This is a genomic window from Clostridium paraputrificum AGR2156, from assembly GCF_000424025.1.
Lineage (GTDB): Bacteria > Bacillota > Clostridia > Clostridiales > Clostridiaceae > Clostridium > Clostridium paraputrificum.
In genome coordinates this window covers 76,261-90,584 of sequence record NZ_AUJC01000009.1, presented here as the reverse complement: position 1 = coordinate 90,584, position 14,324 = coordinate 76,261, and the positions used below count along the sequence as shown (strand labels likewise).

At 30.4% G+C, this 14,324-nt stretch carries 15 protein-coding genes and 1 other annotated feature (1 of these 16 running past the window's edge); of the genes, 13 read left to right on the top strand and 2 right to left on the bottom strand.

The window, feature by feature from the left end:
• Positions 1-183: a binding site (T-box leader), on the top strand; it begins 65 nt to the left of the window's first position.
• 62 nt (positions 184-245) lie between these two features.
• From metG (G594_RS0110615) to G594_RS0110555, 13 genes are all read left to right on the top strand, one after another.
• A complete protein-coding gene (gene metG / locus G594_RS0110615; RefSeq protein ID WP_027098562.1) occupies positions 246-2,177 on the top strand; it encodes a methionine--tRNA ligase in 1,932 nt (643 codons plus the stop codon).
• Between the two features lie 152 nt (positions 2,178-2,329).
• On the top strand, positions 2,330-3,958 hold the full coding sequence (metG, locus tag G594_RS0110610) for a methionine--tRNA ligase (RefSeq protein ID WP_027098561.1): 1,629 nt from the start codon (positions 2,330-2,332) through the stop codon (positions 3,956-3,958).
• 486 nt (positions 3,959-4,444) lie between these two features.
• Positions 4,445-4,888 (top strand): DUF2383 domain-containing protein, encoded by a 444-nt coding sequence (locus G594_RS0110605; RefSeq protein WP_027098560.1) that lies wholly within the window; start codon positions 4,445-4,447, stop codon positions 4,886-4,888.
• A 125-nt stretch (positions 4,889-5,013) separates the two neighbouring features.
• Positions 5,014-5,811 carry a TatD family hydrolase gene (locus G594_RS0110600; protein ID WP_027098559.1) on the top strand — a complete coding sequence of 266 codons (798 nt, stop codon included), beginning with the start codon at positions 5,014-5,016 and terminating at the stop codon, positions 5,809-5,811.
• Positions 5,812-6,054: 243 nt separating this feature from the next.
• Complete coding sequence (locus tag G594_RS0110595) at positions 6,055-7,101, top strand: 3D domain-containing protein (protein ID WP_027098558.1); 1,047 nt, start codon at positions 6,055-6,057, stop codon at positions 7,099-7,101.
• Positions 7,102-7,209: 108 nt separating this feature from the next.
• On the top strand, positions 7,210-7,758 hold the full coding sequence (gene rnmV, locus G594_RS0110590) for a ribonuclease M5 (protein ID WP_027098557.1): 549 nt from the start codon (positions 7,210-7,212) through the stop codon (positions 7,756-7,758).
• A gap of 3 nt (positions 7,759-7,761) precedes the next feature.
• Positions 7,762-8,610, top strand: coding sequence for a 16S rRNA (adenine(1518)-N(6)/adenine(1519)-N(6))-dimethyltransferase RsmA (gene rsmA / locus G594_RS0110585; protein WP_027098556.1), 849 nt, complete (start codon positions 7,762-7,764; stop codon positions 8,608-8,610).
• A 118-nt stretch (positions 8,611-8,728) separates the two neighbouring features.
• Entirely contained in the window at positions 8,729-10,036 is a 1,308-nt protein-coding gene (locus tag G594_RS0110580) for a hypothetical protein (RefSeq protein ID WP_027098555.1), read from the top strand.
• A gap of 14 nt (positions 10,037-10,050) precedes the next feature.
• Complete coding sequence (locus tag G594_RS0110575; protein WP_027098554.1) at positions 10,051-10,620, top strand: hypothetical protein; 570 nt, start codon at positions 10,051-10,053, stop codon at positions 10,618-10,620.
• A gap of 97 nt (positions 10,621-10,717) precedes the next feature.
• Positions 10,718-11,488, top strand: a complete 771-nt coding sequence (locus G594_RS0110570; RefSeq protein ID WP_027098553.1) for a prolipoprotein diacylglyceryl transferase — start codon at positions 10,718-10,720, stop codon at positions 11,486-11,488.
• Entirely contained in the window at positions 11,475-12,308 is an 834-nt protein-coding gene (locus G594_RS0110565) for a YhfM domain-containing protein (RefSeq protein WP_027098552.1), read from the top strand. The genes G594_RS0110570 and G594_RS0110565 overlap by 14 nt, the downstream gene beginning before the upstream one ends.
• A 25-nt stretch (positions 12,309-12,333) precedes the next feature.
• Positions 12,334-13,170: an Mrp/NBP35 family ATP-binding protein gene (locus G594_RS0110560; protein WP_027098551.1), complete on the top strand. Its 837-nt coding sequence runs from the start codon at positions 12,334-12,336 to the stop codon at positions 13,168-13,170.
• A 69-nt stretch (positions 13,171-13,239) separates the two neighbouring features.
• Positions 13,240-13,431, top strand: a complete 192-nt coding sequence (locus G594_RS0110555) for a ferredoxin (protein ID WP_027098550.1) — start codon at positions 13,240-13,242, stop codon at positions 13,429-13,431.
• Between the two features lie 178 nt (positions 13,432-13,609).
• Here the strand turns inward: G594_RS0110555 and G594_RS0110550 are convergent, their stop codons facing one another.
• The gene (locus G594_RS0110550) at positions 13,610-13,807 is read right to left on the bottom strand and encodes a hypothetical protein (RefSeq protein ID WP_027098549.1); all 198 of its coding nucleotides are present in this window, start codon (positions 13,805-13,807) and stop codon (positions 13,610-13,612) included.
• A gap of 63 nt (positions 13,808-13,870) precedes the next feature.
• Positions 13,871-14,323: a PadR family transcriptional regulator gene (locus G594_RS0110545; protein WP_027098548.1), complete on the bottom strand. Its 453-nt coding sequence runs from the start codon at positions 14,321-14,323 to the stop codon at positions 13,871-13,873.
• Position 14,324: the final 1 nt, after the last annotated feature.

Sequence of the window (14,324 nt, the reverse complement as noted above, 5' to 3'; positions counted from 1 at the left end):
TTAATGTCAAAGAAGCTTTATGAAGATGGTCTTGGAGTAGAACCTTTGAGCTTAAATAAGTTAGATGGTTACGGTAGCAACCGTTATATTGCAGAGTGATGATAGTCACTTAGTGAGTTTTTTATCGTGAGATAAAAAAGAAATAGAGTGGTAACACGTAAATAAGTTTATTACGTCTCTATATAGGCAAAATACCTATATAGGGACTTTTTTATTATCAGAAAACAAAAGGAGGAATTTAAAAAATGTGTAAAAAACCATATTATATAACTACACCAATTTATTATCCATCAACTAACTTGCATATAGGAAATACCTATACTACAGTTGCTGCAGATGCAATTGCTAGATTTAAAAGATTAACAGGTTATGATGTAATGTTCTTAACAGGAACTGATGAGCATGGTCAAAAAATTCAAAGAATAGCTGAAGAAAAAGGAATAACACCTATTGAACATGTTAATGAAATAGTTGCAGGTATTAAGGACCTTTGGAAAATGATGAATATTAGCTATGATAAGTTCATTAGAACAACTGATGATTATCACGTTAAGGCTGTCCAAGATATCTTTAAAAAGCTATATGACAAAGGTGATATTTATAAGAGTTCTTATGAAGGATTATATTGTACACCATGTGAATCTTTCTGGACTGAAACTCAATTAGTAAATGGAAATTGTCCTGATTGTGGAAGACCAGTAGAAAAGTCAAAAGAAGAGGCTTATTTCTTCCAAATGAGTAAGTATGCAGAAAGATTAATAAAGTATATAGAAGAACATCCAGATTTTATTCAACCAGAATCAAGAAAAAATGAAATGTTAAACAACTTCTTAAAGCCAGGATTACAAGATCTTTGTGTATCAAGAACAAGCTTTGACTGGGGGGTTCCAGTAACATTTGATGAAGATCACGTTGTTTATGTTTGGATAGATGCATTATCTAACTATATTACTGCATTAGGATATGGAAGTGATAACAATGAATTATATAAAAAGTATTGGCCTGCAGATGTACATTTAATAGGTAAGGATATATTAAGATTCCATACTATTTATTGGCCAATTATGTTAATGGCATTAGATTTACCATTACCAAAACAAGTATTTGGACACGGATGGTTACTTGTTGATGGAGGAAAGATGTCTAAGTCTAAAGGAAACGTTGTAGATCCAGTAGTTTTAGTTGAAAACTTTGGAGTGGATCCAGTAAGATACTACCTTTTAAGAGAAATTCCATTTGGATCAGATGGATTATTTAATAATGAAATATTCATAAAGAAGATAAATTCAGATTTATGTAATGATTTAGGAAATCTTTTATCTAGAACTGTTGCAATGGTAGAAAAGTACTTTGATGGCGTAATACCTGCTCCAACAGCTAAGGAAGATATTGATAATGAATTAATAAAGTTAGCCCTAGAGACTCCTAATTTAGTAGAAAAGGCTATTGATGAATTAAGAATTCCAGAAGCTTTAGAATCTATATTTAATTTAATAGGAAGAGCTAATAAATATATTGATGAAACAACTCCTTGGATATTAGCAAAGGATGAAGACAAGAAAGAAAGACTAGGAACTGTATTATACAATCTAGCTGAAAGTTTAAGATTCTCATCTGTATTATTATCAGCATTTTTACCTGATACAGCTAAGAAGATTAATGAACAATTAAATACTACAGTGGTTGAATGGTCAACACTATCAAGCTTTGATGGAACTGTTGCAGGAACTAAGGTTCATAAAGGTGAAAACTTATTCCCAAGAATAGACATAGATGCAAAACTTGCTGAATTAGAAGCTATTCAAGCAGCTCAAAAGAAAGAAGTTAAAAGAGAAATCCAACCTATTAAAGAAGAGATAACTATAGAGGATTTTGAAAAGTTAGATTTAAGAGTAGTAAAAGTTCTTGCTTGTGAACCAATTAAGGGGGCTAAGAAGTTACTTAAATTAAAGGTTGATTTAGGTGGAGAGGAAAGACAAGTGGTTTCTGGTATAGCAAAATACTATAAGCCAGAAGAATTAGTTGGAAAGTATGTAGTACTTGTAGCTAATTTAAAACCAGTTAAGTTAAGAGGAGAGCTATCACAAGGAATGATTCTTGCGGCATCTACTGATGATGATAGTTTATTAACACTTGTTAACCCAGGAGAATTACCAACAGGAAGTGTAGTTAGATAAGAGGGATAATAAAGTTAAAAAGATAATAGAGTCAAGTATAAAACCCAGCCTTTGCTGGGTTTTTAATTAAGGTAGCTCTCTTTAGGGAGTTTTAATATTAAGACTTCATTTTATTCATATCATCTTTATTATTCTAAGAAGGGGGGATATTATTGAATGTAATTATAGGAAATGCATGGCCATATGCTAATGGTCCATTGCACTTAGGAAGAATAGCAGTATTATTACCAGGGGATATTTTGGCGAGATATCATAGGTTAATGGGAGATGAAGTGGTATTTGTATCAGGATGTGACTCCCATGGAACTCCTGTAACAATGAAAGCAAAAGAGGAAGGAATAACACCATTAGAAGCCTCTAAAAAATATTATAATGAGTTCTTAAATTGTTTTAAAAAGTTAAATTTTTCTTTTGATTTATTCACTCAAACTCATACAGAATATCATAGTAATAGTGTTAAAAACTTCATATTAGAGTTATATAATAAAGGATATATATATGAAAAAGATATTGAACAGGTGTATTGCGAAGAGTGTGGTGAATTTTTATCTGATAGATATATAGAGGGAAAATGTCCAATTTGCGGAGGAGAGGCATTAGGTGACCAATGTCTAGAATGCTCTGAGATATTTGAAGCATCAGAAATTTTAAATAAAAGGTGTAAAATATGTGGTTCTGAACCAGTAATTAAAAATACAAGTCATTTATTTTTTGCTTTGTCTAAGTTTGAAAATGATGTAAGAAGATTATATATAAAGCAACAAGGTTGGAGAAAAAATGCTGAAGTAATTACTAAGAGGTATCTTGATGAAGGTCTAAGAGATAGAGCTGTAACAAGAGATTTTAATTGGGGAATAGATGTACCACTAAGTGGTTATGAAGATAAAAAAATATATGTTTGGATTGAAGCTGTAATGGGGTATTTAACAGCAAGTATGCAAGTTCTTGAAGAACGTGGGGAAGATTATAAGGAATATTGGGATGGTGAAGATAGTAGGGTTTACTTTGTTCATGGTAAAGATAATATTCCATTCCATACAGTTATTTTTCCGGCAATACTATCAGGATTAGGAATAAAAAATCCATCAATTAGGGAAGTATCTGGAGAGTATTTAAAGCTTGAAGGAAAGAGGTTTTCAGCAGCAAAAAATTGGGCAATATGGGTAGACCACATAATTGATAGATATAATTCAGATGCAGTAAGGTATTATATAATATTAAATGGGCCAGAAAATAAAGATTCTGATTTTACATGGAGAGATTTTATAAATACTACTAATAATGACTTAGTTGGATTATATGGAAATCTTGTAAATAGAACTTTGACGTTTATTAAAAGGAATTTTGGAGGGGAAATTCCAAGTGGCGAAGTACCTAAATCATTGAAAAATGAAATTCTTCAGCTATATTTTAGTGTTGGAGATAAAATTGAAGATGGAGAATTTAAAGATGGTTTACAGCAAATAGTTAAAATGATAAGAAAAGCAAATAAAATGTTTGATGAATTTGAGCCATGGGTAAAAGTTAAAAAAGATAAGATAGAATGTGGTAAAGATTTATATGTATGCGTGCAGTTAATTGCCAATTTATCTAATTTATTAGAACCTTTTATGCCTGAGTCCTCTTTTAAAATAAGGAGTTTTATAGGTTTAAATGAAGCAACTTGGAGCTATGTAGAAATAAAGTCAGGTGAAATAGATGATATTAGTATACTATTTGAAAAAATAGATAAAAAGAATGCAAATGAAGAATTAAATTTGATGAAAGAAGAGAAAAATTAAACAAAAAAATAGGACATCCGCAATAGGGGTTTGGGATGTCCTACAAACCAATCTATTTAAGATGGTTATAAGGGGTAAATAATAATGCTTTAACTACTTTACAAGTTATATGTTACATTATAAATATGACAAAATAGTGTCAAAAAGAAATATGTTTTGGAAACAAGTTGTTAACAAATATTAACAACTAAAAAGACCTAGAGTATTTAAGTAAAAGGGGGATAAATACTCTAGGTCTTTTTCCTTACATTTAGTAGGAATGGGGGAGATATTTGTTATGTTATTACTTGGAGCGTAGTGACGGAACAAGCAAAATAAATATCTCCTCTGCTTTTTTTATACATTTAAAAATAAGAGAATATAAACGTATATGTCTTAGCTACTATGTATTTAAATATAAACTTAGGATATGACAGTTGTGTGACATAAATAAAAAAATAGTATAAAAATTTATATTTATATGAAACTATATTTGAGGTGATATTTATGGATAGCAATAATACTGAAGTAATAAAAGAAATGAATAAGTTTTTGAAGGGAATCCACATGGGAGGGAGTACTTTTAAGGATTATATTGAAAGAGCAGAGTCTAAAGAGCTAAAAGATTCTTTAGTGGAAGTTACAGAAACATTTAAGAGACATGAAGAAGCAATAACACATAGAATTGAACAACTAGGTGGAGATGCTAATGATTCATTAGGAGTAATCGGTATGATGAGTGAGTTTTTTCAAAAAATCAAACTACTTTCTGCCAATAGTGATAAAGAAATATTAGATAATGCAATAGAAGCAATGAAAATGGGAATGAATAATGCTAATAAATTTATTGATGAGCACAGCAATCTAGAAAGTAGTTTGAAAAGTGATGTGGAAGGTGTAGTTAAAGATTATGATAATAGTTTAAGAAAGTTAGAGTCCATATCTCTTTAATAAGTTATAATAAAGGAGAATTGGTCTATACAGTAGAGATTCATGAAAGGGAGTCAGCTGTATAGGCTATTTTTTTCTCAATGGTGTATAATGTATAAATAAATTACTAGATAGGATGTGTTTATATGGAGAATATATATAGAATTTTTGATAGTCATGCTCATTATGATGATGATGCCTTTGATAATGATAGAGAAGAGGTATTTGCAGAGTTAGTAGAAAATGGGGTTATTGGAATACTAAATTGTTCCTCAACATATGATAGTGTTGGTAAAACTTGTAGGCTTATAAAAGAAAATAATTTTATTTATGGGGCTATAGGTATACATCCAGAGAATGCTAATGAGCTTACAGAAGATAGGTTAGAAGAATTTAGAAGAATTATTAATGAGAATGATAAAATAGTTGCAGTGGGCGAAATTGGATTAGATTACTATTGGGAAGAAAATCCACCAAGAGATGTTCAAAAAGATGCATTTAGGGCTCAAATGAAGTTAGCAGAAGATATGAATCTTCCTGTAGTAATACATGATAGGGATGCTCATGCAGATACATTAGAAATTATTAAAGAGTTTCCTAATGTGGTGGGGGTAGTACACTGTTTTTCAGGAAGTGTAGAATTTGCTAAGGAATGTATAAAAAGAGGATATTATATTGGAGTTACAGGGGTGATAACATTTAAGAATGCTAAAAAGTTGATAGAGGTGGTTAAAGAAATACCATTAGATAGGTTATTTGTAGAGACAGATTGTCCTTACATGTCACCTGAGCCTAATAGAGGAAAAAGAAATAGATCAGATTATATAAAATATGTAATAGAGAAGATTGCATTAATAAAAGAAGTTGATCCTATTACAGTAAATAAGATTGTTAATGAAAACTTTTTTAATTTGATAAGATTAAGTAATTATTGTAAAATGTAATTATGATTGAATAAAAACACAATATAGGGTAATAATTCAAAAAGAGGCTATGTATAATTTAGTAATATCATTTATTTTAAGGAGCCCAATAAGAACAAAAAAGCTATTATAATTATTTTATTATTCTTTTATGCACAGAGTGCATTTTATGTATGTTCATTAGTAGCAAGAGTATGAAATTTGACAATTAGTGCAGATTTGATATATAATTCAAAAGACGCTCTTGCCAAGGGAGGGAAATAAATGGTAGAAAAATTTAAAGAACACTTAAAGAGAAGTTTTTCTAACGGTCCGAAGGCAAAGATTTTGTTAGGATTAACTGCTTTAGCAGTAATTTTAACTATGACAGTTGTCAGCATGAGAAAGACAGTAAATATAAGTATAGACGGAAGTAATGAAACATTTGTCACATATAAAGGGACTGTTAAAGATGTGTTGGAAAATCAAGGCATCGAATTAGGTGCTAAGGATAAAGTACAACCATCCTTAGAATCCAAGGTATCAGAAAACCAAGAAATTACTATTAAGAAAGCTGTACCAGTAAAAGTTGTTATAGCTGGCCAAGAATTAGAGATAGAAACAGCTGAGGATACAATAGGAGAGATGCTAGTAGCAGAAACAGATATGCTTAAAGAAAAAGGCATAGAATATCAAGAAGGTGATGATATAGTAACACCTTCTGTAGATACTCCAATTAAATCCAACTTGGATGTACAAGTGGTACAGGTAACAGTAGAGGAAGTTGTTGAGACACAAGTAATTCCATATAGCACAAAGACTACAGTAGATTATACTAAAGACGTATCTGATAAGGTAGTTACTCGTAAGGGCGTTAATGGTGAAAAGGAAGTAACATATAAGATTGTAAAGCATGATGGTGAAGTTGTTTCTAAAGAAGCAGTTAGCCAAAAACCAATCAAGGCTGCCGAAGATCAATTAGTAGTTAAAGGTGGAGCGTACATTACAGCTAATAGAGGCGGTAATATAGTAGGAAAGAAAAGATTATTTATGGAATCAACAGCATACTCTGGACATGGAAAAACAGCTACAGGAAGAACACCAGTATATAATCCAGGAGGATTAAGTACAATTGCAGTAGACCCAAGAGTTATTCCACTTGGAAGTAAGGTTTGGGTAAAAGGTTATGGTTATGCTATAGCTGCAGATACTGGTGGTGCAATTAAAGGAAATATTATTGATGTTTACTTTAATTCTTCAAGTCAATGTAAAGCTTGGGGAAGAAAGTATAATGTTGAAGTATTAGTAATTGCTTATCCAGGTGAATGGTAATTAATTTTAAGAGATAACGGAAAGTTATCTCTTATTTTTTTAGAAATTTGACATAATACATATATATATGTAAATTAAATATAGGTTTAAGTGAAAGGAAGAAACAATTTGATTAAAGAAGTTATAGTTGTAGAAGGAAGAGACGATATAACAGCAGTGAAAAAAGCTGTAGATGCAGAAATTATTGCAACTAGTGGGTTTGGTATAAATGCAAAGATTATAGAAAGAATAAAAGAAGCTCAAAAGAGGAAGGGAGTAATAGTACTTACAGACCCTGACTTTGCTGGAGAAAAGATTAGAAGTATAATATCAAAAAGAGTAAAAGGGGTAAAGCATGCATATATTGCCCAAGAAGATGGACTTAAAGATGGAGATATTGGTGTGGAAAATGCTAGTCCAGAAACTATAATCAAAGCACTTGAAAATGCAAAAGTTACACTAGAGGAAAAAAGAGAATTTTTCGATATGAAAGATATGTTTAGATTTAAGTTAACAGGAGTTGGAGACTCTAAAAAGAGAAGAATAATACTTGGTAAAGAGTTGGGCATAGGATATGGAAATGCAAATCAAATGATTTCTAGATTAAATAATTATGGCATAACTCCAGAAGAATTTATGGACGCTATTAAAAAAATAGAAGAACAATTAGGAGAATAGTAAATGGATATAAAAGATTATAAAACACAAGACTTAGTAAAGAAATATAATTTTAAGTTCTCAAAAAGTCTAGGTCAAAACTTCTTAATAGATGATTCGGTATTAACTGATATAGTAGAGGGTGCAGAAGTAAATAAAGATGATTTAATAATAGAAATAGGTCCAGGGGTAGGTTCATTAACTGCACAGTTAATAGGTAGGGCAAAGAAGGTTGTGTCCATTGAGTTAGATAATGACTTAATCCCAATACTTAAAGAAGAACTTGGACAGTATGAAAACTTTACACTTATACATAAGGATGCATTAAAAGTTGATTTTAATGAGATTATTGGTCATGAGAATAGTGTTAAGCTAGTTGCAAACTTACCTTATTATGTTACTACTCCAATAATAGTTAAATTACTTAAGGATAATTATAATTTTAAGTCTTTAACTATAATGATTCAAAAGGAAGTGGCAGAAAGAATAAATGCAGAACCTAATTGTAAAGAATATGGTGCTCTATCATTACTTGTTCAATATTATTGTGATACTAAAATAGTAAGAAAGGTATCTCCAGGAAGTTTTATACCAAGACCAAAGGTAGATTCAATAGTAATAAGATTAGATAAATTATCTGAAAAGAGAGTAGAAGTTAAAGATGAAAAACTTATGTTTGAAATAATTAGAAATGCATTCAATATGAGAAGAAAGACTATGTGGAATGCAGTTAAGTTCTTAGGGATGAAAAAAGAAGAAATAGAGAAGGCTTTTGAATTATCGGAGATAGATCAAAAGAGAAGAGGGGAAACTTTATCACTACATGAATTTGCTTTGTTGTCTGATAATATAATTAATATAAGAAATAGTTAATGCTTTAAAGGTAGATAAATACATCTACCTTTATTTTTTTAGGAATACTTACAAAGGAATAATAAGAACCGCTAAGCATATAATGTATTGAAGTAATATATGTGGAGGGAATAGGCGTTTGGCACATAATAAATTGTATAGAAACTTTATAATTTTACAGGAGGATGAGAAAACTCATGCTGCTTCAGGTGAAAAAGCCTTGTCAGGTTATGCAAAAATAGAAGCTAAAGGGGATAAGTGCAAGATATCTTTCTATGCGCAAAACTTAAAGAAAGAAGAAAAGTATTCTATCTTACTTATATGTTATAAGAAAGATATGAAGCAAATAGTAGATTTAGGAGTATTGGAGATTAGTGATATAGGAAAAGGAGAAGCTTCTAAAGAGTATTATGTAAATAATATTGCAGGCTTAGATTTTTCTTATGATAAGGTTTCTGGTGCTGCAATATGTAAGTATGTAGGTGGAGAACTTACATATTTAATGTATGGATTTATGAATGGTGAGAATGTAGGGGATAGTTGGAAAAAATGCAAGGTGTTAAAGCATATTGACAAGAACAAAGAGGATATAGAAGTAAAAGAAGTTAAGGAAGTTAAAAAAGAGGTAAAAAAGGAAGTAAAAGAAGAAGTAAAAAAGGTTGAAGAAGTTAAGTGTGTAGAGCCTGAACATAAAGAGCATCATGAAGAAAAAGAACATAAAGACCATCATGAAGATAAGTCTAAGGACGAAATGAAGGATAAGTGCAAGGATGAAATGAAGGATAACGATAAAGACCATCATGAAGAAGTTAAAAAGAAAGAAAAACATGATGAATGCAAAGATGATCATCATAAAGAAGAAAAAGAAGATAAGTGTGAAAATATAAACTATTGTGATCAAAAGTATACAGAGAATATGGGCTGCATGGGAGTTTGTAAAAAGAGAGATCAAATAGAATCAGAAGAATATAGGTTTGATGAATATGAAGCACAAATAGTAGAAGAAAAGGAATTAGATCCATATGATTTTGAAATGAGAGGTTCACTAGGTGAATTCTTTGAGAATATTATTAAAGACTTTGAAGAGGTTAAAAATAAGTTTAAGGAAATTAAGTATTGTAAATGGTATAAAGTTAATATTAAGAGCCTAGATGATATGTGCAATATATCTAATTATAATAAGTATACAATAGCATATTATCCAATGTTAAACTACTATCCATATATCAAGAAGTATGGCTATTTCATGCTTGGCTATAAATGTGATGAAAAAGGAAACCTAAAGTATATAGTTTACGGGGTTCCTGGAAAGAAGGATAAAGATGAACAACCTTATGCTGGAAAGACAGGTTTTGTTACTTGGATGAGTGGTGACAAAGATAAAGAAGGTTGTTGGTTAATGTTCTACGATTATAAGAATTCAACAGTTGTAGTTCCAATGAAGTAGGATAACTTGATTAAATGAAAAAAAAGCAATTATTAATGACTGCTATATTAGTAATTCTAGTAATAATATTAATTTTTTCTCAAAGATTCTTCAATGATAATTTTAAACAGGTAGCTTTATTAGATAATGATATAAGCTCTTTAGAGGAATTTTCAATGAAGGATCAGGGATATTCATATTCTATACCAGAAACTTGGGTGGTCAAAGAAAAAGCGAATAACTCATATAAACTTTATCAAGCAGAGTTTAATAGCGAAGAAAAAAATATAATGGGATATGTAGAACTATTGAGTACTGAAGAAGATGTGAAGGTATTAGCACAAAAAGATATAGATAACCTTGCCCTTAAGCATAGTAATGAGAATATTGAAAATTATAGTTGTAATGGTTACAAGGGAATTAAATTAGAATATACAACTAAGGTAGAGAATGGGTATTCTTTTATAAATACAAATTATTACTTAAGGTTAGATGATACAAAGGTTGGTAAGTTTGCTTTCACAGCAAAAAAAGGATCATATAAAGATAATATGAATGCTATATATGATGTAATAGTATCAAGCATTAATGTACAAAAGAAATAAGAATTTGCCATTAATAACTTAAAGTATTATAATTTAAATATTAGGAGAAGCTATTAAGCTTCTCCTAATTTATTAGATTATAAAGTAAGGAGGAGTCATGAGGTTAGTTTTATTTGAAGTTTTTGGACATAATGTCTACAGTTATGGTCTTATGATTGCCATAGGTGTAATCATAGCTGGATATATGTTTACAAAGAGAGCCGAAAAGTTAGGGTATGATGAAGACAAGGTATTTAACCTAATTGTAATAGCGGTTATATGTGGTGTCCTAGGTGGTAAGTTGTTATTTATAATAACTGAATTTAAAAATATAATTAAAGATCCATCTATTTTATTAAATTTTGGTGAAGGCTTTGTTATATATGGAGCTATTATACTAGGGGCATTATCTATATACATTTATTGTAGAAAGAATAAGTGGAATACTGTGAAGATATTTGATTGTGTTGTTCCAGGAGTAGCATTAGCACAAGGGTTCGGAAGAATAGGATGTTTTCTAGCAGGATGTTGTTATGGGGCTGAAAACACAGGCAAGTTTGGCGTAATATTCCCAGAAGGAGCTTTAGCGCCGGCAGGGGTATCCTTATATCCAACACAAGTATATTCTGCTATTTTTGATTTTGCCTTAGCAGCTTTTCTTATATGGTACTCGAAAAGGAATAGGGTAGACGGACATATTTTCTCCTTATATGTTATTATATATAGTGTAGGAAGATTCCTAATAGAATTTTTACGAAATGATCCAAGAGGAAATGTTGGAGTTTTATCCACATCACAATTTATAGCTATTTTTACATTCATATTTGGATTAGCTATATATTTTATTCAAAAACAAAAGGAGAGAAAAAAGGAAAGTGAAGAAGTATAGATTTGCTCTAGTGTCTGTATTTATAATTATATGTATCTCTTTAACGGGTTGTGGTCTAATAGATACTGCTTTAGTAAAGGTTGGATTAAAAAATACTGATTTTGATTATTTACTTCAAAATAAGGTAGATAAAATAATTATTCAAAGTTCAAGAGATGCTGGTTTTAGATTTATTGTAAATGATCAGAGCGCAATACAAAATATATATAAGATACTTTCAAAGGGAAATATTAAGGATGAAAAAACATCACTTGACCCAGACTATGTATTTGAAATATATATGGGAGATGAAGTTAAGTCCTACAACTATGTAGTTAGTGTAGATGAAAGAGGCGTAGGAAACTTTTATGATGAAAATAACTCTTATCTTGTTTCAAAAAGTCTAGACGATAGTATAACTCAAAATTTATCCTTTATAAGAAAACCAAGAGACTTTGAGGATATTTACTATAATTCTATATTGCAGGTATTAGAATTAAAAAAGAATGAATTATCAAAAGGTGATAATAAGGTAGGTATAGATATAACTGGAGACGTAGATTGTCTAAAATATATGTTTTCTGTTGATTTAAAAAAGTTTGAAAAAAACTTAGATAAAGTCGTTGCTGGTACAAAGCTGATTAATAATAATTCGGAAGAATTTGATACTGTAATAAGTGTAAAGAATAAGGGTTATAGTTCAAAGAAATTTAGAACTGTAATAACTGTAGATAATAAAAAGGATAAAGTTTATGAAACCTATTATGTAGTAGGAAACTATGAATATAAGAGCTGGGATATATACATAGGAAACCCAGGAGAAAAACCAGATGAATGGTAATTAATATACAATGGAGGAATAGGAAATGAGTAGTTGTGATAATTGTCCAAGTAAAGGAACATGTTCTTCACAAGGTACATCAACATGTTCAATTAAGGTTTTACCTAAGTATGGTAATGTAAAGAATGTTATAGGAGTAATTAGCGGAAAAGGTGGAGTTGGTAAATCTACTGTTACAGGAATAATGGCTTCAATGCTTAGAAAGAAAGGTTATTCTGTTGGTGTATTAGATGCAGATATAACAGGACCTTCTATGCCAAGATTTTTTGGAATAAACCAAAAGAGAGGTCAAATAATTCCTATTGATGAGAATACAGTTAAGTTTATACCTGTAGAAACTAATTCAGGTATTAAAGTTATGTCTATGAATTTAGTTACACAAGTTGAAGACCAACCTGTTATTTGGAGGGGGCCAGTAATAACTGGGGTTTTAAATCAAATGTATGTAGACACTGAGTGGGGTGATTTAGATTACCTATTAATAGATATGCCACCAGGAACAAGTGATATAGCCTTAACAGTAATGCAAGATTTCCCTATAAAAGAATTAGTAATTGTATCTACACCTCAAGATATGGTGTCAATGATAGTTAAAAAAGTTGTAATAATGGCTGAGAAGATAGGTATAAAAATAAAAGGTGTAGTTGAAAACATGTCTTATATCACATGTACAGGGTGTGATAAAAAAATAAGAGTGTTTAGTAAAAAGTCAGCAGAAGAGCATGCTGAATATCTAGGTTTACCATTATTAGGTGAATTGCCAATAGATTTAGAATTTACAGAAGCTTTAGAAGAAGGTAAAGCAGAAGAGTATGTAATAGATAGTTCTCTATATTCTTTAATTTTTGAAGGATTATATTAGATAAAGTAATAATTTTTTCTTCCTTGGGTAAGCTATGTATGTAAATTCCTATAGGAAGGAGAATTAATAATGAAAGCAGTAGTAGATCAAGATACTTGTATAGGATGTGGACTATGCCCATCTATTTGTGAAGAGGTGTTTGAATTACAAGATGATGGAAAGGCTCATGTAATTGTTGATGAGGTTCCTTCAAATTGTGAAGATGCAGCTGCAGATGCTCAAGCAAGTTGCCCTGTAAGTGCAATTACTTGTGGTGATTAATCAATAAAAAGATGCCAAGAGGCATCTTTTTTATGTTTAGGAAAATATAAGATTAAGGATAATAATTCTATATTTTCCTTACCGTTAGTATGGAAGGGATGGATATTTGTTTTGATATTACTTAGAGCATAGCCACAGAACAAACAAAATAAATATCCACTCCACCTTTTTATTTTAACTAAAAGAAATCTAGTAATTTTTCATTAGTTAGATTAGAGTTAGAATTATAATTTGTAGGAATTGATATATTAGATAATGTAATCATATCTCCTACATTAGAATCTGTAACTTCAGATGATGGAATGGAAATAGTTTCACCATCTTCAAGGCATACAAAAGCTTCTGAAAAGTTCTTATCAATTATTATTCCTCTCATTTTACTACCTCCTTATATTTAGGATGGCAGTAAAAAGAAAAGATATACTCATAAAAAGTATATCTAATAAATATCTCTATATATTATTTTAAATACTTTTAATGCTTCTTCAATTTTAGGCCTTAAAAGTTGTTTTTTATTTTCAAATTCTAACATTCCTGCTGGGGTTAAAGTATATATCTTTTGAAATTTCTTGTCTAGATCATCCCATTCTCCAATAATTAAATCCTGCTTCTCTAATTTTTTTAGAAGAGGGTAGATACCTCCTGTACTAGGAATCCATAAACCACCAGTTCTTTCACCTATTTTATGGGCTATATCATTTCCGTTTGAAGGGCCAAGACTTAAGATATAAAGAACATATATAGGGAGAAGTCCTTTTGTAAAGACCTGACCTACAGCTTCTTTTTCTTTTTGAACCTTCTTTAGTTGAGCAACCTTTTGTTTGTATTCTTCGTACAGTTGTTTTTCTGCAGCTTTTATCTCTTGAGGACTCATAGAGGATAAATCATTCATT